We start from the raw sequence: 19844 nt of genomic DNA on the forward strand, positions 1-19844 counted from the left end.
GAACCCGCTGGCATCATGCGTGCAGCCGGTCTCATGGGCAAGCGTGCCTTCAGCCTCTCATGCAGGCCTGCGCGCTATTTGAGCTGACTGTCCTTGGAGCCACGGCGATTGATCCCGCTGCGCGATGCGGCTTCGGCGTCGAGTTCTCGCTGGCACTCGACGCAATGGCGAACGCCCGCGACCAGTTCGCGGCGCTTTTCAGGAATGGGCTCACCGCATTCAGCGCAATGGGTCAGGCTCTCGCCGACAGGGCGGGCCGCCTGAATACGCGCGAGCTCGTCCTTGATGGAATCGTCGATCTGATCCTGCACCGCGCCATCGCGCGACCATCCACCTGCCATGAAAGCCTCCTGTCTATCGTGGAGACCTAACAGGTAGGGATTATCGGAGGTTCCTGAACAGGCCGCTGTCAGTCAGCGGTCAGCCCGCCGCGTCCATGTCAGAGATCCAAGCCCGGACCAGTTCGACACCCTCATCATCGATCAGCGCGCGGCCAAGTTCTGGCATGGCAACACCCGCCTCGCTCGAATCCATCCGGTAGACCATGATCGAGGCATCGGGTTCGCCCGGCTCGATCACCACTGTCCCGTCACCAGAGCCCCGGCCCGCCGCTGTCGGATGCTTGCCGACACCCAGCTTTACTGGCTCGTCCACTTCCCAGCCGAGCCAGAGGCCCGAATTGGAGGCAGAACCCTCTGCCCGGTGGCAATGTGCACAGTTGATATCGAGATAGGCCCGCGCCCGCGCATCCAAAGGCAGGCTCGCATCATGCACGTCGGCAACTGCGTCGACGTTTCCCGGCACCCCGGTCAGCATGCCGCGCGCCGTCCAGTCCTCGATCTGCTCGACGCCCAGCGGCCCCTCATGGCCGAGATTGCGCGCCTTCGGACCGATCGGCGCAATGGCATCGCCAAGCTGGTGGCAGGTCTTGCACTGGTTCTGGTTCGGGACGCGGTAGTCGATCTCGACCGGCGCGCCAGACGGGTCGGTGTAGGCAAGGTCCAGCCACGCCCCGGCAGGCGCATAGCGCGCCTCCGTCTCAGCCTCGTTCCAGACGTATGGGTAGGCTGCCCAGCCATCTGCCTTGTGGATCAGCAGCCGCGTCTCACGGTAGCGTTCACCCTCAGCAGGCGTGCGCATGTCCGGGGCAAAGGCGAATGTCTTGATGAGGACTGTGCCCACCGGAAAGTCGAGCACCTCTTCGCCGCCGCGATAGGCCGCTGCCTCGCCCTCAGGCACATAGACGAGGCGATGCTTGCTCGCATGGTCGGAAAAGAGTGGATTGATGAGGTCATAAGGCAAAACGCCCGCCGAAGGCTGGCGCGCGGACGCATCCGCAAACAGCCCATAGTCGGCCAGCGTCTCTGCCGGGCCCGCCGCAAGGATCGTCTCCATATCCGGCCCCGCTGGCTCCTGTTGCTGCCCGCAGGCAGGCAGCAACAGGGCAAGGCAAGCGGCGAGCGCTACTCTCATTCGGCGTGAGCGAGGTTCACAGTCGGGATGTTCCCAATGCTTTCGCCGTCCGGGCGATCCATGCTCGGCGAGGCAGCCGACACATCGATCGGATAAGAGCCGAGGCCAAGGTTCACGAAGCCAACGCTCTCAGGCTCATTGATGAAGATGTTCACATCCGTCTCGTCATTGCCGCCCCAGCTTGTGACACCGTCCCAGATGATCGGTGGCAGATTGCCGCCAATCATCGAAGCCAGCTCACCAAGGTCGCCCTGCGGGTTGTAGCCGCTCTCCCCATAGGTGTTGTTGCGCACTTCGATATTGCGCGGCAGCGGATTGTAGTCCGCATCGCTGAAGGCCTGCGAATAGGCGGTGATCAGGACGTGCGCGGTCTGGTTGTTAGCGAAATTATTGTCGCGCACCATGACCTTTTCATTGGCCATGACAATGACGCCAGTGCCCGACGGGACGCTCGCCACGATGTTGCCCGGAGGCGCAAAGTTGCGGGTATTGTTGTCCTGAATCAGATTGTTGCGGATCAGCGTCGTGTTGCCGCCCATGACTGGAAGGTCTGGCAGGTCGAAGACCAGAATGCCGCCAGCATTGTTGCGAACGACATTGCCGTTCACGAGCGCATTCGTGGAATTCTCGATCTCAATCCCCGCAACATTGAACTCTGCAAGGTTGTCACGAACGATGATATTATTGGACTGACCGACATAGATGCCTGCGTCCGAAGCGCCACGTACATGCGCGCCTTCGACGAGCACGTCGGTGCTCTCGACAGGATAGATACCGTAGGCGCCATTGGACTCGCTTGGCTCCCCCAGCCACTCGACCGTCACGTTTGAATAGGTGATGCGGTCTGCGCCCTTGGACTTGATGCCGTCGCCCTTGCTGTCGCGAACCGTGAAGTTCGTCAGCGTCACATCGTCAGACGTCACCAGAAGCCCTTCGCCGGACCCCATCTGATTCTTGAAATCGAGAATTGTTTCCGATTGCGATGCCCCGCGAAGGGTCACGCCATCCACGTCCAGCGTCAGACCGTCCGTCATCGCGAACGTCCCTGCAGGCAGTGTGATCGTGCTGCCTGGCGACGCCTGGATCAGCGCCGTCTGAAGGCGCAGGGCGAAGTCATCTCCGACGTCGATGGTGACGGACGAGGCGCCGGTGGCCCCACCGTTTACCGAAGCCCGACCCCCCGAACCATTACCTTCAGAGCCGTCCCCCGCGCCGCCGCACGCAGCCAGAACACTCACACTCGCTGCGGCGAACAATAGTTTGCGCATAACTCATTCCTTCAACTGATAAATCGGTCTCCACTTTCGCCATTTCCGCCTGCTTCGGCAACCCGGCGTAAAAAAAGGGCGCCGGATTTCTCCAGCGCCCTCTTGGACTGTGCGGAAAACAGCGTCCGCCTAGTAGCGGTAATGGTCCGGCTTGAACGGGCCTTCCGTGGTCACGCCGATATAGTCGGCCTGCTCGGTGGACAGTTCGGTGAGGCCGAGGCCCAGCTTGGCGAGGTGCAGGCGAGCCACCTTCTCGTCCAGGTGCTTGGGCAGTGTGTAGACCTCGTTCTTGTACTCGCCATCATTCTTGTGAAGGGCGATCTGGGCCAGCGTCTGGTTGGTGAAGGATGCCGACATCACGAAGGATGGGTGGCCCGTCGCATTGCCGAGGTTCACAAGGCGGCCTTCCGACAGAAGAATGATGCGCTTGCCATCCGGGAAGGTGATCATGTCGACTTGTGGCTTGATGTTGTCCCACTTGAAATTGCGCAGGCCTTCGACCTGGATCTCATTGTCGAAGTGACCGATGTTACAGACGATCGCCATGTCCTTCATGGCGCGCATGTGGTCGACCGTGATGATGTCCTTGTTACCGGTTGCAGTCACAAAGATGTCAGCCTCGCCAACATAGTCCTCAAGCGTCTGGACATCGAAGCCGTCCATGGCCGCCTGCAGGGCGCAGATCGGATCGACTTCAGACACCGTGACGCGTGCGCCAGAGCCTGCGAGCGAAGCGGCAGAGCCTTTGCCCACATCGCCATAGCCAGCCACGAATGCCTTCTTGCCAGCCATCATGACATCGGTGCCGCGGCGGATCGCGTCAACGAGCGATTCCTTACAGCCATACTTGTTGTCGAACTTCGACTTGGTGACCGAGTCGTTGACGTTGATTGCCGGGAAAGGCAGCTCGCCGCGCTTGGCGAGCTGGTAAAGACGGTTCACGCCGGTCGTGGTCTCTTCGGACACGCCGCGGATTTCCTTCTTCACCTTGGCAAACCAGCCCGGGGTCTCAGCGATACGCTTCTTGATCTGCTTGAAGAGGTAGATCTCTTCTTCCGACTTCGGCTTGTCGAGGATGGACGGGTCCTTCTCGGCCTTCTCGCCGAGGATGATGTACATGGTCGCGTCGCCGCCATCATCGAGGATGAGGTTGATCAGCTCGCCATTCGGCCATTCGAAGATCTTGTCACAGAAGTCCCAGTACTCTTCCAGCGTCTCACCCTTGTGGGCGAAGACCGGCGTGCCAGCATCCGCGATCGCGGCTGCAGCGTGGTCCTGCGTCGAATAGATGTTGCAGCTTGCCCAGCGCACTTCTGCGCCGAGGGCTTCCAGCGTCTGGATCAGCACGGCGGTCTGGATGGTCATGTGCAGCGAACCAGCGATGCGTGCGCCTTTCAGCGGCTGCTCTGCACCATACTCTTCGCGCGCAGCCATCAGGCCCGGCATCTCGGTTTCAGCGATCGCGATTTCCTTGCGGCCAAATCCGGCCAGGGAGATATCCGCGACGGCGTAATCATTAGCCATATCAATGATCCTTTATATGATTTATTTTGCCCCTTAACCCAGCGCCCTGCCGGGATCAAGCAGGCGAGCCGCACTTATGACGCATTCTGGTTGTGGTAATTCTGCAACGCCGACGCTAGATTGGATGTCGGGCTGGTAGATTGGAGACTTCATGCCCCGTTTTCTGAGCCTTGGCCTCATCGCTTTTGCCTGCGCCCTGCCTTCGCTCGGCGAGGAGCTTCTGGTGGTCGAAGCCATCAGCGCCGAAGAGGTCACCACAGAGGATGAAGACGCGATTGTCCGCCTGCCCGCTGATGGCGAAGTGCGCTCTCCGCGCGACCGTGAGCGCCTGAAGGCCGACAAGCTGAAGCCCGGCGGCGGTCTTCTGGCCTCTTTCGACACCGATGAAGACGGCATTGTCAGCCGCGAAGACCTTGCGGCAGGCATTGAAGCGGCCTTCGCAAACGCTGATGCGAATGGCGACGGCGAACTGACCGCGCTCGAACAGCAAGCCTGGGCGCGCAGCCTGCCCACGCGCGACAACTCACTTGCCAACCCGGTCCGCTTCGACCCCAATCTCGACCGCCGGGTCAGCTTCGAGGAATTCTCCGCTGTCATCACAGATCTATGGACCGATTACCGCGCCGATGGTGACGACGTCCTCAGGATCTCAGACCTCAAGGCACCAGAGGAAAAAAAGAACCGCTTTCCAAACCTCCTTGACGGCGAGCTTTCCACTCGGGCCGGGTCAACCATTCCACAGCTCAAGGCCCAATAACTGCTCGGCGGCGTGACCTTGGCGTCAGGCGGGGCTAAATGAGCCCAGAGCCTGAAAGGAATCGCCCATGCCCACCGCGCCGATCAATGAAGACAGCCATCTCTACCTGATCGATGCGAGCGCCTATATCTTCCGCGCTTTCCATGCCCTGCCGCCGCTGAGCCGCGCCTCTGACGGCCTGCCGGTCGGCGCGGTCGCCGGTTTCTGCAACATGCTCTGGAAGCTTCTGGAAGAGCTGAAAGGCGATGATCGCCCGACCCATTTTGCCTGTATCTTCGACAAGGGCAGCTACACGTTCCGCAATGACCTCTATCCCGATTACAAGGCCAACCGGGATGAGCCGCCAGAGGACCTCCGCCCGCAATTCCCGCTCGTGCGCGAAGCCTCCATCGCCTTTGCCTGCCATGCGCTGGAGCTTGAAGGCTATGAGGCCGACGACCTGATCGCGACCTATGCCCGCCAGGCCGAAGCCAAGGGCGCGCGCGTCACCATCGTCTCGTCCGATAAAGACCTGATGCAGCTGGTGACCGACAAGATCACCATGCTCGACACGATGAAGAACAAGACGCTCGGGCGCGATGAGGTCTTCGAGAAGTTCGGCGTCGGCCCGGAAAAGGTCGTCGATGTCCAGTCGCTCGCAGGCGACAGCACAGACAACGTCCCCGGCGCGCCCGGCATCGGCGTGAAGACCGCCGCCCAGCTGCTCGATGAGTACGGCACCGTCGAAGAGCTTCTCGCCCGCGCCGAAGAGATCAAGCAACCCAAACGCCGCCAGACCCTGATCGACCATGCCGATCAGGTCCGCATCTCGAAAAAGCTCGTCCAGCTCGATGAGAATGTGCCCGTTGAAGTCCCGGTCGAGGACCTCGCCGTCTGCGATCCGGACCCCAAAACGCTCATCGACTTCCTCGAGAAGATGGAGTTCCGCACCATCACCCGCCGCGTGCGCGAGACGTTCGAGGCTGACGGCGTCATCGAGGAAACCACCGCAGGCGATATCGGCTTCGACCGCGAGGCCTATACCTGCATCCGCGACTTCAAGACCCTCGAGGACTGGATCGCCCGCGCCTATGAAGCAGGCGTTATCGGCGTCGATTGCGAGACCAACAGCCTCGACTGCCAGACCTGCGACCTTGTCGGCGTTTCCATCGCCATCGCGCCGAATGAAGCCGCCTACATCCCGCTTGGCCATATCGACCCGGACCATTCGGGCGGCGATGACATGTTCGATGCCGCTCCGCCGCGTCAGGTCCGCAAGGAAGACGCGCTCGCTGCGCTGAAACCGCTGCTCGAAGACCCGGCCGTTCTCAAGGTGGGCCAGAACTTCAAATACGACCTCACCGTGTTCCACCGCAACGGGATTGAGGTTGCGCCCGTCGACGACACGATGCTGATCTCATTCGCGCTGCATGCCGGCATGCACGGCCACGGCATGGATGAGCTCTCGGAACGCTATTTCAGCCACACGCCCATCCCCTTCAAGGAAGTGTGCGGCTCGGGCCAGAAGCAGATCACCTTTGACCGCGTCCCTCTCGACAAGGCCACTGAATACGCCGCCGAGGACGCGGACGTCACCCTCCGTCTTTGGACCTACCTCAAGCCCTATCTCCACAAGGAGAAGGTCACGACTGTCTACGAAACGCTGGACCGCCCGCTCATCCCTGTCCTCGCCGACATGGAGCGCCACGGCATCAAGGTGGACCGCGACTTCCTCTCGCGCCTCTCGGCAGACTTCCAGCAGCGCATGGCTGGCTATGAAGACGCCGCCTACAAGGCTGCGGGCACCGAATTCAACATGGGCTCGCCCAAACAGCTCGGCGACATCCTCTTCGGAGAGATGGGCCTGCCCGGCGGCAAGAAGACCAAATCCGGCGCATGGTCGACGGATGCAAGCCAGCTTGAAACCCTCGCCGCCGAAGGCCACGAACTGCCCCAGATCATCCTCGACTGGCGCACCCTCTCAAAGCTGCGCTCGACCTATACAGAGGCCCTTCAGGACGCGATCAATCCGAACACCAAGCGCGTCCACACCTCCTACTCCATGGCGGGCGCGCAGACGGGCCGACTTTCCTCGACAGACCCGAACCTTCAGAACATTCCGATCCGCACCGAAGAAGGCCGCAAGATCCGCGAAGCCTTCATCGCCGAAGACGGCAATGTCATCATCAGCGCCGACTACAGCCAGATCGAGCTTCGCTTGCTGGCCCACATCGCCAATATCGACGCGCTGAAGACCGCCTTCAATGAAGGCCTCGACATTCACGCCATGACGGCCAGCGAGATGTTCGACACACCCATCGAGGGGATGGACCCGATGGTGCGCCGCCGCGCCAAGGCGATCAATTTCGGCATCATCTACGGCATATCCGCCTTTGGCCTTGCCAACCAGCTTGGCATCGATCGCGGCGAGGCATCGGACTATATCAAGGCCTACTTCCAGAAATTCCCCGGCATCCGCAAATACATGGATGAGACCAAGGAATTCGCGAAGGACAATCTCTACGTCCAGACCGCCTTCGGCCGGAAGCTTCACCTGAAAGACATGAACTCCAAGAACGGCGCCATGCGCGCCTTCTCAGAGCGCCAGGCCATCAACGCCCCCATCCAGGGCTCGGCTGCCGACATCATCAAACGCGCCATGATCGAAATGCCGGGCGCGCTGGCGGCCAAGAAGCTCGACGCAAAGATGCTGCTACAGGTCCACGACGAACTCGTCTTCGAATGCCCCGAGGATCAAGCCGAAGACACCATCGCCGTCATCCGCCGCGTCATGCAGAAAGCGCCGCTTCCGGCACTGGACCTATCGGTCCCACTGGACGTTGATGCGAACGCCGCGAAGACTTGGGCTGAGGCGCACTAAACCCGCCTCCGATCACCCCCGCGAAGGCGGGGGCCTCAGCCAGATCAAGCGCAGCGCCTGATGCATGAGATCCCCGCCTACGCGGGGATGAGCGGTTTCATATTTGAGGCGGCGCGCAATTCAGCCTGCTCCCCTCCCGAAGACCCCTGTGAAAACAGGGGTCCATGGTGGGAAAGTTCGACTTAGTGCTTGGCTGGAAACGACCACTATGGATACCTGCCTGCGCAGGTATCGTCGGGAGCGAGCTGAACAATAGCTACCGCCCCATCAGGCGTCACCCTCGATGGCGAAGCCATCTGAGGGTCCAGCTCCCGCCCACTCAACTCTGCGCAAACCGCAGTCGCAGAAGATGGACGCTCAGACCGCGGGCGCGGTCGAGCGTGACGCGAGATTTCAATGTCGCACTAAACCTTCCCCTCTCCCGCGGGAGAGGGGCCAGGGGTGAGGGGGCCTGACCGTTCGATCGCACTGGCCTTCTCAGTGACGCTCAAACGTCGGATCTAACTTGAACAACCGAAATCACGGCACTCCGGCGCTCGACCTTCAAAAGGCGCGCCCCTTCGTCCCCGGCCCTTCTACCCAAGAAGAAGGAAGAAAGCCCTCACCTCTCTTCCGGCACCTGCACGGTCTCAATATACGCCAGCAGCGCATCGATCTGTTCTGGCTCGAACTGCCATTGCGGCATTTCCGGGTGGGCGACCATGATGCCTTCGGCAAAAGGTTCAGCCAGCGCCTCTACCGGATAGTGCCAGGAGATTTCCCTGAAGGGCATAGCCTGGGCGTGTTGGCTTTCCCCGGTGAGGCCAATCGCGTGACAGCCTGCGCAGAGCGTCTCAGCTATCGCCTGCCCCTGACCGACCATTTCATTTGCCGGCATGGCCTCTACCTCGCCAGCCGGTTCATCGACGGGAAGGCTCGCCGTCTCGCTGGCCGGGGCTGAGGCGGGCGCGCCCATCTCCTCGGACGTACCGCACGCGGCGAGAGGCAACAGCCCCACCGCCAGAATTGCCATCATCCGCCAGCTCGTCTTCATGCCTCATCCCTTCCCTTCTTACCTTGCGCCATCCTGATCCGCGCTGGCCGCCCTGTCCATCCGGGATCACCCCGACTTGACGCGCGCGCCTTTAGCGCGAAAAACAGCTCGACCAGAAATCGGCGGCCGGGGGGACAAGGTGCTGGAAGACTACTGGATCAATCTGACGGATGCGCAGGCATCCCTGATCTCGACAGCCGTTTTGATCGTTGCAGGCGGCCTTGGCGTCCTGCTGGGTGCGGCGCTTTTTGGCGGGCGGGTGAAGAACCTCAAATCCGCGCTCGAAGCCTCCAATGAGGTCATCCAGAAGCATCAGGATGAGGCGAAGGCGCAGCTGAAGGTGATGGAAGAGCAGATGAGCGCGACGCTTGGCGCCGTCAGCCAGCTACGCTCCAGCGTGTTCGACCTTCGCACCGATGTTGAGGAGAAGGTGACCGATGAGGCTGGCAAGATGCGTCAGGCCTTCAAGAACCACTGGTACGCCATTCGCGATGAACTGCAGCGCCGCGCCTCAGACCCGAATATTCATGGCCGCACGCGCACCCGCTATGCTGGCTTCTCCAACAATGAAATCGCTGCCCTTATTGAGGTATTGCAAAAGGACGGCGTGCTCCAGAGCAGCCAGGCCAACACTTTCAACGATGCTCACAATCTCTGGACCTGGCACCGCAATGGTCGCCCGCCGATGACGCAAGGCGACGTCCAGAAGATGCGCGAACTCGCCATCGATCTCGTTCCGAACTACCGCTCGGAATAGACCTCAATAGTCCCGGGCGCAGCGGTCCAGCATTGCAAGACGCGTCGTGAGGTCGATCACATTCCAAGCGGCGTTCTCGCATTCGGTGCGGTTGTTGAAGCGGCGTTCACGATAGCCGTAGCGCACCGGACGGCTTGCCCTGTTCGATGCCTGGGCGCTGGCGCGCACACTAGAGCGGCGCTGCTCAAGCGCGGCCTGATAGTCCAGTACGCGCTGGTTCAGAGCCTTTACCTGGTTGCGAGAACCGTCTGCGGCGTCGCGCATGGCAGCAGCCCGCCAGTAGTTAAGCTGGTCGGGATAGGCTGACCATTCCTGCAGGAATTCATCAATGGCGAGTAGCGGATGGCCGTGGAAGCGTTTGGCGAAGCGGGCACGGCTGAGCGGGTTGAACCTTTCAATCATGGCCTCGCGCGCATCGGCAGCGTCTTCATGCGCATCGAGGGCCTGCATGGCGCATTGCATCCAGACGGTGACGGCATTGCCCTGATTGATCTGTGCGTTGAAGGTGTCAACAGAGCTGATAGTCGAGAGGGCAGAGAGATCATCGAAGTGCTGGGGATCTTCTGGCTGGGGACCGCAGCGACCTTCAATATCGGGATCAGCGCTCCAACCGTCGATCGCCAACCTCTCATTCCATTCCGAAACGAGAGCACTGTAGCGCTGGGCGTATAGCGGAATAGGATTGCGCGCGAGCTCTGCGTCTATCTCTGCCAGAACGCTGTCGGCGTGGGCACGCTCTTCGTCGGTCGGGTTGGCGTTGAGCGCAGCCGCATACCATTTGCGAGCGGCGCGCGAAGTGGCATAGCGGCCCGCGTCAGTCTTCATCTGGCTATAGGCATCGGCATAACGGTTTCCGAGGACCAGGCCCGCGACAGCGACGCCGAGATTGGCGCCGCGCTCAAGATAGTCATAACGGTCAGGATTGATCTCCGCGCCAACGATGGTGGCTGCGTAAGGGTGGCCCTTGGCAGCGGAGGCCTGATAGTTTCGCCGTGCCATATCGAGGTCAATGGACTCGCCATCCGTGCCGTGGTGGAAAACCTTGGCATAATGGAAGAATGCGCAAGCGAGGTCCTTGTCGTTACCTTGCCCACGGCCAATGGCGTCAGCATAGGCCTCGTCTTCAGGTGCATTGCTGGCAAGGCGGGCGGCGAAGGCGTCTTCGCAGGCGTGTGATTGCCATTGGGCAGGAAGCTTGTCTGCAAGAGCCGGTAACGACATGACCGCCGCTGCCGCAATCGGCAGGATGAATTTCAACAGCATGCCGCCCCCCACTTGTAGCCCGGATAGACACATTACGCTCAGCGCCTGCAAAGCAGCAAGCAGCTTCGATGGGCGGCGCGGCGGGGAAGAATTGCGCGCATCCCACCCCCGCACCTCCCGTGTACTGTCACTGCACCATGGGATGCACCGTCACTGATCTCTCCCCGCTGATTGCGAGGGTCTGGCCACGCCTTGTCGCGCTGGCCGCGCACATTGCCGCGATGGTGGCGCATGCGTCCCCTCAGGACCGCGCCGTACGCCTGAAGGCGATGCGCCTCTTGCGGCCAGCTGAAGCGCTTGCCCGCCGGCTCATCACTCTGCTTGCTGACCAGATGGACTCGGCCCCGCTGGTTTCAGATCCACGCGGCGTTAGGGCCAACAGAAAACTAACCAGAAAACGTCATTCTACCGGCTTCATCCTCTTCGAACCTGTTGCCACCTGCGCTGCCTCTATCGGCAAAGCCGGGCGCAGACGGCGATTTTCGTCCGGCCCGCGCATCGTGGACCTGCTTGGTGCTCACCCCGCCCTGCCCCAAAAGCAGGCCGTTTCGAGCGAGCCGCCCCTCAGCGCCCGGATCGCTGCGCTTCAAGGCGCGCTGGAGACCCCGGAACGTCATGCAATTCGGCTTGCCCGGCGGCGTGCACGCGCACTTTCAAGCGACGCGCCGCGTCCCCGCCTCACCCCGCTTCGCCCCGGATGGCCGCCCGGCATCCATGGCCGTGAGACGCCGGACTGGCTTGTCGCCGCGCTTGATGACCTCAACGCGCAGATCAGGTGCCGACCACCGCCAGACCCCGAAAGCATTAGGCGCGCACCCGTCATGTATGATACCCCGCATCCATGACCCGGATACGTATGCGCCAACTCGTTATCGCCGCTGAAAGCCTCAAGACGGCTGATTACCTTCGCACGGTGCTCGGCCTCGGCAAGCCATTCGCCGACCCAGGGGTTGCCGAGTTTGGCCTGGAGAATGCCGTCTTCTCGATCGGCAACCAGTTCCTCGAAGTCGTTGCCCCGACCACAAAGGACGCTCCCGTCCGCCGCTTTCTCGATAAGCATGGCGAGGGCGGGTATATGGCCATCTTCCAGACAGAAGACCTCGCAGGCGCGCGCACCCGCCTCGACAATGCAGGCATCCGCCGCGTCTGGAATATCGATCTCGACGACATCGCGGCCAGCCATGTGCACCCGGCTGATGTTGGCGGGGCGATCCTTTCCCTCGATGAGGCGCACCCCTGGAATAGCTGGCGCTGGGGCGGGCCGAACTGGGAGAAGCAGTCGGTGAGAGGCCACCTTGCCGGCGCTATCTTCAGCGCGCCCGATCCGCGCGCGCTCGCGTCGCGCTGGACAGCCGCGATCGGCAAGCCTGTCACGACGAACAAAGGCCAGACCATCATCCAGCTGAATGACAGCGAACGCCTCATTTTTGAGGATGGCAAGCGCGAGGCCCTGTCGACCTTCTGTATCAGCCTGCACAATGCCATGAAGGCGCTGGAGCGGGCAGACCGTCTCGATCTCCACAGTGATGGCGACGGCGTTGTCATTGGCGGGGTCCGGCTCGAACTCAACAATCTTGAAACGGCGAGCGCTGGCTGAACACGCCACCTGCCACAGCATTTGGGGGAAGTGATCTGATGGACTGGTTCAATGAGCTTTTCGACCTTGCGGCCGTCGCCTCTACGGCGGGGCTTGGCGGCGGGGTAATCAGTGCCATCGTCGTGAAGGCCTTTTCGGGCGCGATCCTGAAATTTCTTGTTCGCATTTTCGCGACGGCCATTCTGACCGGTATCGGCTTCTACTACCTGCTCGGCTTTCTGGGCTTCGAGATTGTGCCGCGAAGCGAAGTCGCCGCCGCGGCCCCGCCTCCATCACCCTCTGTCTATGCGCGCAGCGAGTCGTATCTGCCGGGCGCAGACGATGATGCCGCCAGCTCCAGCCCGGCGCCGCAGGAAGAAGAAAGCGCGCGTCGTCTGGTCGTGTCCTCGCCTTTCCGGCGCGGCGACTAAAGCGTCGGTCCTTCGTTTCACTTCGGCCCGCCGCTTTATGTCCTTGTTTTGGCGCAATTATCCGTTCGCAACCGATTCCGTTTGGTCCGAACCTACTTTAGACGAACTCCACCTCCAGATGGGTCCGTGTGCGTGAGGTGACCTGGCAGTTCGCGTCCAGCCCATCAGCCTTGATGAGCAGCCTGAATTCGTTCGGCACATCGGTCGTTGCGATCATGTCGAGACCCGCGCCCTCATGGCCAAGGGTACGGACCGTACAGTCGATAGAGGCTCCGCCTCGGCGGAAGCTTATCTTGCCAGCCTTCAGGACCCGGCGACGCGCCGCGCGAATGGTCACATCGCTTTTGCCAAACGCAACGCAGCGGTTACGCCCTTCGGTCTTGGCTTGATAGAGGGCCGCATCGGCCCGCTCCAGCAGACCGTCGAGGTCACGGGTCTCTATATCGAACGTGCCGACACCAAAGCTCGCTGTGATGCCGACGGTCCGGCCGCCGAACTCAAAGCGGAGAGCTGAGAAGTCCCGGCGAAGCTTTTCAGCCGCCTCCAGCGCGCCCTGCCTGTCGGTTTCCGGCAGAAGGACAGCAAATTCCTCGCCGCCCATACGCCCCAGAAGGTCGCTCGTTCGAAGACGCGTCTGCGCCGCCTTCGCCATCTCGCGCAGGACTTCATCGCCAGCGGCGTGGCCAAACGTGTCATTGATGGATTTGAAATGGTCGAGGTCGAAACAGATCGCCGTGAGATTATGCCGATGCCGCGCCGCCAGCGAGGCGATCTGTGTGCCTTGCTCACGGAAGGCCCGGCGCGACAGCGTCCCGGTCAGCTCATCGCGCATCGCCACGCGCCGCAGCTGGAAATTCTCGGCAACGATGTCGGCAAAGTCCTGAAGCACCGCCAGCTGCCCCTCAGTGATCTTGCGCGGCTTTGTATCGACGGCGCACAGCGTCCCGATGCCCTGCCCCGTGCTGGAGCGGACCGGCACGCCTGCATAGAAGCGGACATATGGCGGCCCGGCGACAAAGGGATTGTCGCGAAAGCGAGCGTCTTCGCGCGTGTCGTTCACCACGAACGGACCATCAATCGCGAGCGTAAACTGGGAAAAGCTGTCAGCGTGCTGCGCTTCTGTCACGGGCGTGCCAACCGCGGATTTCAGCCAGAAACGGTGACCATCCATGATGGAGATCGCGGCAATCTCGACCTTGAAGATCTTTTTGACGAGACCGACGATCCGGTCATAGGACTTCTCGGCTGGCGTATTGATGATGCCCAGTTCGCGAACGGCGCGCAGGCGCGAGTTCTCGTCAGGAATGACACCGGTATTGGGGACGTTCTGCTTTGCGGGGTACCCTGTCATGGCTACGCCTTCCAGTGTGTTTGTTCCCCCACCCTAATACGGGTTCGGCCCACTGTGGACAAAAGCGGTTATCGTTGGGTTAAACCACTGTTTTCCGTCCGGATACGGCGCTTATTCCTGTGGGACAGGCTCGACCTCAATCGTGCCTTCCGGCGTGACATCGAGCGCATACATGTCGAGGGCAACCTCAAGCGTGACAAAGCCATAGACTGCCCAGACCGCGAACATGACCAGCATCGCAAGCGCGAACGGCTTGGCGAGCCGGTCGGCATTTCGCACCTGGTCAAAGCCCCATGCGATGAGGAAGAGCATCACGCTAGCGAGGATCACCGCGCCAATGACGTCGGTTGGCCAGTGCGCGCCAAGATAGACACGGGAAAAGCCGATCAGGCCGATGAGCAGGATGAAGCCGGCGACCGGCAGCTTCTGCACGGCGCCCTTGAGGGCATAGGCCGCAAAGATGGCCAGCGCGCCATAGATGACAGCCGAATTCGTCATGTGACCAGATGGGAAACTGAAGCTCTCCACCCCGGCATAAAGGTCTGCCGTTGGCCGGTCGCGCGCGATGAGAAGCTTGATCAGCTTTACCGTCAGCGGTGTTGTGATGAAGGCAAAGGCGCTCATCGCCGCTGCCCACCAGGCCCGCCGCAGGAGGAGCGCAATCACTACGCTTATTGCAATAAGGGTCAGGGCAACCGCATCGCCAAACAGGGTGACGAGCACCACGATCCAGTCGGTTGCCGGGCTGCGCGCAGCCTGCACCGCGTCACTGACCGCCAGATCGACAGAGACCAGCATCGCCTCATTCGTAACGGCAAGGGCAAGTGCGATGAAGGCGATAGCGGCCAGACCGGCCGGCAAAAGATGAGATCGTGTGTGACGCATACGGACGATTTGGCGGGCCAACAGAGTTTTTCAAATACGAGCTGTGCGCTTCCCGATCAGAAAGCGACAGCCAGTTGACCCGCCGCAGCAGCCTAGTCGCGCTGGAACTTCTTGAATTTGAGCTTCTTCGGCTCAACCGCATCCGGGCCGAGACGGCGCTTCTTGTCTTCGAGATAGGACGAGAAGTCGCCTTCGAACCATTCGACATGGCTGTCGCCTTCGAAGGCGAGGATGTGGGTCGCCATACGGTCAAGGAACCAGCGATCGTGCGAGATGACCACGACAGAGCCCGGGAAGCCGTCGAGGCCCTCTTCGAGCGCCTGAAGGGTTTCCACGTCGAGGTCGTTGGTCGGTTCGTCGAGCAGGAGGCAGTTCGCGCCCTGGCGCAGCATCTTGGCAAGGTGCACGCGGTTGCGCTCACCGCCGGACAGGAGGCCGACTTTCTTCTGCTGGTCAGAGCCCTTGAAGTTGAAGGCGCCGACATAGGCGCGGGAGTTCACTTCGACGCCGCCGAGGTCGATGACGTCGAGGCCATCGGAGACTTCTTCCCAGACATTTTTCTTGTCGTCGAGTTGGTCGCGGGACTGGTCGACATAGCCGAGCTTCACCGTATCACCGACGCGGATCGCGCCGCTATCGGGCGTTTCCTTGCCCATGATCATCTTGAACAGGGTCGACTTACCGGCACCGTTCGGGCCGATCACGCCGACAATACCGCCGGGTGGCAGCTTGAAGGAAAGGTCGTCGATGAGAAGATTGTTGCCGAACGCCTTGCGGAGGTCTTCGGCCTCAATGACGATATTACCAAGGCGCGGGCCGGGCGGGATGCGGATCTGTGCCGTGGACACTTTCTCACGCTCCGCCTCGGAGGCGCGCTGTTCATAGGCAGAGATACGGGCTTTGGATTTGGCCTGACGGGCCTTTGCGCCAGCGCGGACCCATTCGAGTTCCTTGGCCAGCGTGCGCTTCTTGCCAGCATCCTCGCGGGCTTCCTGCTCCATCCGCTTGGCCTTCTGCTCGACCCAGTCGGAATAGTTGCCCTTGTAAGGCACACCGCGGCCGCGATCGAGCTCGAGGATCCAGTCGGTGATCTCATCGAGGAAGTAGCGGTCGTGGGTGACGAGGATCACGCAGCCCGGGAAGTTGATGAGATAGTTCTGCAGCCAGGCGACCGTCTCGGCGTCGAGGTGGTTGGTCGGTTCGTCCATCAGGATCATGTCAGGCTTGGACAGAAGCAGCTGGCAGATCGCGACGCGGCGGACTTCACCGCCCGACAGGTTGGTGACAGGCGCATCGCCTTCAGGGCAGCCGAGGGCGACCATCGCCATCTCGATCTTGGAATCGATGTCCCAGGCATCGGCCTGGTCGACCTGCTCCTGCAGGGCCGTCATCTCTTCCATCAGCTCGTCAGTGTATTCCTCACCGAGCTTCATCGAGATTTCGTTGAACTTGTCGAAGATCTGCTTCTCAGGGCATTGCGAAGCGATGTTCTCGAACACCGTCTTGCTCTCATCGAGCTTTGGCTCCTGCGGCAGGTAGCCGACCTTGGTGCCGGGTGCGGGGTTCGCCTCACCGTTAAACTCGGTGTCCTGACCTGCCATGATGCGCAGCAGCGTCGACTTACCGGCACCGTTCACGCCGACGACACCGATCTTGGCGTCTGGCAGGAAGGAAAGGTGGATGTTTTCGAATACCTTCTTGCCGCCTGGATAGGTCTTGGTCAGGCCCTGCATGTTGAAGACGTATTGTTGACCGGCCATGGGGTGAGAACGCTCGCTGATCTGGATTGGAAATCGGAAACCGCCGATGTAGTCGCTGGGGCCCCTCAAGATCAAGGTAGAAGGTGTGCGGGCGGGTTTTCGCGGGACGGGCGGATTGTGCGACGACTACCAGTTGCGGGGGCTGACACCTGCCTGAACTACGCTAGGTATGGCCGTCATGCGTAATCTCGTTTCAGGCCTTGCTGCCGCCCTTCTTCTCGCCTCCCCCGCAATCGCACAGACCGGACAGGACACTATGGCCTCCAAAGAGCTGACGATCGAACGTCTCTATGCCTCGCCTTCGCTGAGCGGGCCTGCGCCAACGGGCGTGAAATACTCTCCTGATGGCAGCCGCGTGACCTTCCTCAAGGCGCGCGAGGATGATTCCAGCCGCTATGACCTTTGGCAGTTCGATGTGCAGACGGGCGCACAGTCGATGCTGGTCGACTCCACCCTGCTGGAGCCTGAAGAGGTGGAGCTGTCGGAAGAGGAAAAGGCGCTGCGTGAGCGCCGCCGCATTGCAGGCCGCAAAGGTATTGTGGACTATGACTGGGGCACGGCCGATACGATCCTCGTGCCGCTGGGCGGGGACCTTCACCTGGTCACGCTTGGCGCTGACGGCGCGCAAACGCGCCAGCTGACTGAGACCGAGGCCTTTGAATATGATGCCCGCGTCTCCCCGCGCGGCAATTATGTGAGCTTTGTGCGTGACGGCGCCGTGTTCGTGATCGAGCTTGCGAGCGGCGAGGAACGCCAGATCACGCCGGACGCCGAGCCTGACAATGCGATCTCCTATGGCGTTGCCGAGTTCGTCGCGCAGGAAGAGATGAGCCGGTATACGGGCTATTGGTGGAGCCCGGATGAGCGCCACATCGCCTTTACCAAGGTCGACGAAAGCACGGTCGATATTATTGAGCGCTTCGACATCAAGGCCGAGGAAACCACGGTCATCGACCAGCGCTATCCGCGCGCTGGCACGCCGAATGCGCTTGTCGAACTTTTCGTCCATGACCTGAAAAGCGGTGAGGATGCGCGCCTGACTTCAGTCGGGCCGGACACCTATCTCGCGCGGGTGAACTGGGCAGGCAGCAGCCTCTGGTTCCAGACGGTGAACCGCGACCAGACAGAAATCCGGTATAACCGCACTGACGGAAAGCCCTGGCGGGTCTGGTCGCCGCTGACGGAAACGCAAGACAACTGGGTCAATCTATCTAACGACTTTGTCGGCCTCGATGAAGGCATCCTGCTGACCACCGAGGAGACCGGCTACCGTCATCTCGCCATCTCACCAGACGGCCGCAAGGCGAGCGAGCTTCACTTCCTGACCAGCGGCGACTGGGCCGTCGATAGCCTCAAAAGCGTCGACCGGGACAATGGCATCGTCTATTTCACCGGCTATGCCGACACGCCGCTGGAGCAGCACCTCTATTCGGTGCCGCTGAGCGGCGGTGAGCCTCAGCAGATCACTGAAGCGGGCAAGTCCTGGTCGGTCAGCATGGCGCCGGATGCGCAGTCCTTTGTCGGGACGTCATCGGCCCCGAACCAGCCGCCGCAGACGGGTCTCTACACGGCCAGCGGTGAACTCATCGCATGGGTCGAGGAAAACGCACTCAATGCGGATCACCCATACGCCCCCTATCTCGACACTCATGCCGAGCCTGAGTTTGGCACGCTGGAGGCCGAGGATGGCCAGACGCTCTACTACTCCATCCTGAAGCCCGCTGATTTCGACGCGTCGAAGACCTATCCGGCCATCGTCGAAGTCTATGGCGGCCCGCATGCGCAAACGGTGGACCGCGACTGGGAGAGCCTGTCGGACCAGTATCTTGCGCGGCAGGGCTTCATCGTCTTCCGCCTCGACAATCGCGGCATGGCAAACCGGGGCAAGGCGTTTGAGGACGTCATCTATCGCCAGACCGGCGGGCCGGAAGTACGCGACCAGCTGAAAGGCGTCGAGTGGCTGAAATCCCAGCCCTTCGTCGACGCTGACCGGGTTGCCATCCAGGGCTGGTCCTATGGGGGTTACATGACGCTGATGACGATCCTGCAGGCCCCGGAAGGCACGTTTGCCGCTGCCGTCGCTGGCGCGCCCGTCACCGACTGGTCGCTCTATGATACGTTCTACACAGAGCGGTATATGGACACGCCGCAGGACAATGCGGACGGCTATGACAAGTCATCTGTCTTCTATCATCTTGAGCGTCTGGAAGCCGAGCTGCCGCCGCTCCTCCTCGTCCACGGCATGGCCGACGACAATGTCACCTTCGACAATACGACAAGGCTGATGGCGGAGATGCAGGAGGAAGGTCATCTGTTCGAGCTGATGACCTATCCCGGCCAGCGCCACGGCATCCGCGGTCAGGCCCTTCAGACCCATCTGATGAAGACCCGCATGGCCTTCCTCAACAGGCAGCTCAAGGAATAGGCGATTGGAGCAAGGTTTCGGCGGCTTTCTGGCGCACGGCGCAAGTCTTGTCGGCGCCGTCTTAACCGCCCTGCTCGTGGCACTCACACTTGTGCTGTTTCTGTGGGTTCTGCTCGCAACGCTCGCGATCTTCATGAGAGCGTTCGGGATGTCCTACTATCCACGCATTTCCGGGTCGTACCGCCGCGTATGGGTACTGGCGGTCCTGCCCCTCTTTTGGGTCTTCTACATGTATTGGGGAAGTGATCACATAGTGGACTGGGTGACTGGAGAGCCGGGAAAGCCCGAATGGGTCACTCAGGTAGTGACATTCTCTCTGCCAATGATGATCCCCATCCTTTTTGCGTTGGCCGTGTGGCTCAAAGGCGCCCGTGTCTTTGCGGTCAAGTACGGCTTGGCAAATCTCTGGCTCGCCTGCCTCACTGCTTTTGTAGCGCTCTACTAGTCGCGGGAGCGAGGTACCAACGTGCCCTCAATCACG

The 19844-nt window shown here is 61.2% G+C and carries 17 protein-coding genes; 8 read left to right on the top strand and 9 right to left on the bottom strand.

Features of this window, described 5'->3' with window-relative positions; genetic code table 11:
* Positions 1–74 precede the first annotated feature (74 nt).
* The 4 genes from D1222_RS01690 to ahcY form a co-directional block, all read right to left on the bottom strand.
* Positions 75–341: a DksA/TraR family C4-type zinc finger protein gene (locus tag D1222_RS01690; protein ID WP_119452507.1), complete on the bottom strand. Its 267-nt coding sequence runs from the start codon at positions 339–341 to the stop codon at positions 75–77.
* A gap of 79 nt (positions 342–420) precedes the next feature.
* The gene (locus tag D1222_RS01695; RefSeq protein ID WP_233348464.1) at positions 421–1395 is read right to left on the bottom strand and encodes an SO2930 family diheme c-type cytochrome; all 975 of its coding nucleotides are present in this window, start codon (positions 1393–1395) and stop codon (positions 421–423) included.
* A 74-nt stretch (positions 1396–1469) separates the two neighbouring features.
* Positions 1470–2741 carry a parallel beta-helix domain-containing protein gene (locus tag D1222_RS01700; protein WP_119452509.1) on the bottom strand — a complete coding sequence of 424 codons (1272 nt, stop codon included), beginning with the start codon at positions 2739–2741 and terminating at the stop codon, positions 1470–1472.
* A gap of 129 nt (positions 2742–2870) precedes the next feature.
* Positions 2871–4265 (bottom strand): adenosylhomocysteinase, encoded by a 1395-nt coding sequence (gene ahcY / locus D1222_RS01705; RefSeq protein ID WP_182481838.1) that lies wholly within the window; start codon positions 4263–4265, stop codon positions 2871–2873.
* Between the two features lie 151 nt (positions 4266–4416).
* On the opposite strand from ahcY, the gene D1222_RS01710 reads away from it, so the two are divergent.
* A complete protein-coding gene (locus D1222_RS01710; RefSeq protein WP_119452511.1) occupies positions 4417–5022 on the top strand; it encodes an EF-hand domain-containing protein in 606 nt (201 codons plus the stop codon).
* Positions 5023–5089: 67 nt separating this feature from the next.
* A complete protein-coding gene (gene polA, locus D1222_RS01715) occupies positions 5090–7882 on the top strand; it encodes a DNA polymerase I (protein WP_119452512.1) in 2793 nt (930 codons plus the stop codon).
* Between the two features lie 601 nt (positions 7883–8483).
* Here polA and D1222_RS01720 read toward each other — a convergent pair.
* Complete coding sequence (locus D1222_RS01720; protein WP_119452513.1) at positions 8484–8915, bottom strand: c-type cytochrome; 432 nt, start codon at positions 8913–8915, stop codon at positions 8484–8486.
* A gap of 139 nt (positions 8916–9054) precedes the next feature.
* Here D1222_RS01720 and D1222_RS01725 point away from each other — a divergent pair, with 139 nt between their 5' ends.
* The gene (locus D1222_RS01725) at positions 9055–9672 is read left to right on the top strand and encodes a hypothetical protein (protein ID WP_119452514.1); all 618 of its coding nucleotides are present in this window, start codon (positions 9055–9057) and stop codon (positions 9670–9672) included.
* Between the two features lie 3 nt (positions 9673–9675).
* Here D1222_RS01725 and D1222_RS01730 read toward each other — a convergent pair whose 3' ends face one another.
* Positions 9676–10935 carry a hypothetical protein gene (locus D1222_RS01730; protein ID WP_119452515.1) on the bottom strand — a complete coding sequence of 420 codons (1260 nt, stop codon included), beginning with the start codon at positions 10933–10935 and terminating at the stop codon, positions 9676–9678.
* 137 nt (positions 10936–11072) lie between these two features.
* Here D1222_RS01730 and D1222_RS01735 point away from each other — a divergent pair, with 137 nt between their 5' ends.
* The 3 genes from D1222_RS01735 to D1222_RS01745 are packed head-to-tail and all read left to right on the top strand — an operon-like array spanning position 11073 to position 12942.
* A complete protein-coding gene (locus D1222_RS01735; protein WP_119452516.1) occupies positions 11073–11780 on the top strand; it encodes a hypothetical protein in 708 nt (235 codons plus the stop codon).
* Positions 11777–12532, top strand: a complete 756-nt coding sequence (locus D1222_RS01740; RefSeq protein ID WP_119452517.1) for a VOC family protein — start codon at positions 11777–11779, stop codon at positions 12530–12532. The genes D1222_RS01735 and D1222_RS01740 overlap by 4 nt, the downstream gene beginning before the upstream one ends.
* 38 nt (positions 12533–12570) lie before the next feature.
* Positions 12571–12942 carry a hypothetical protein gene (locus D1222_RS01745; protein ID WP_119452518.1) on the top strand — a complete coding sequence of 124 codons (372 nt, stop codon included), beginning with the start codon at positions 12571–12573 and terminating at the stop codon, positions 12940–12942.
* Positions 12943–13039: 97 nt separating this feature from the next.
* Here D1222_RS01745 and D1222_RS01750 read toward each other — a convergent pair whose 3' ends face one another.
* The 3 genes from D1222_RS01750 to ettA all read right to left on the bottom strand — a co-directional run bounded on the left by D1222_RS01750 (position 13040) and on the right by ettA (position 16938).
* A complete protein-coding gene (locus tag D1222_RS01750) occupies positions 13040–14293 on the bottom strand; it encodes a sensor domain-containing diguanylate cyclase (protein ID WP_119452519.1) in 1254 nt (417 codons plus the stop codon).
* A 111-nt stretch (positions 14294–14404) separates the two neighbouring features.
* Positions 14405–15178, bottom strand: coding sequence for a phosphatase PAP2 family protein (locus D1222_RS01755; protein WP_119452520.1), 774 nt, complete (start codon positions 15176–15178; stop codon positions 14405–14407).
* A gap of 92 nt (positions 15179–15270) precedes the next feature.
* Positions 15271–16938 (bottom strand): energy-dependent translational throttle protein EttA, encoded by a 1668-nt coding sequence (gene ettA, locus D1222_RS01760; protein ID WP_119452521.1) that lies wholly within the window; start codon positions 16936–16938, stop codon positions 15271–15273.
* Between the two features lie 178 nt (positions 16939–17116).
* Between ettA and D1222_RS01765 the strand changes: the two genes are divergently transcribed.
* Positions 17117–19363: a DPP IV N-terminal domain-containing protein gene (locus D1222_RS01765; protein ID WP_233348465.1), complete on the top strand. Its 2247-nt coding sequence runs from the start codon at positions 17117–17119 to the stop codon at positions 19361–19363.
* Between the two features lie 4 nt (positions 19364–19367).
* Positions 19368–19808 carry a hypothetical protein gene (locus D1222_RS01770; protein WP_119452522.1) on the top strand — a complete coding sequence of 147 codons (441 nt, stop codon included), beginning with the start codon at positions 19368–19370 and terminating at the stop codon, positions 19806–19808.
* Positions 19809–19844: the final 36 nt, after the last annotated feature.

The sequence above is a fragment of the Henriciella algicola genome, assembly GCF_003576245.1.
In the GTDB taxonomy this organism is placed as follows: domain Bacteria; phylum Pseudomonadota; class Alphaproteobacteria; order Caulobacterales; family Hyphomonadaceae; genus Henriciella; species Henriciella algicola.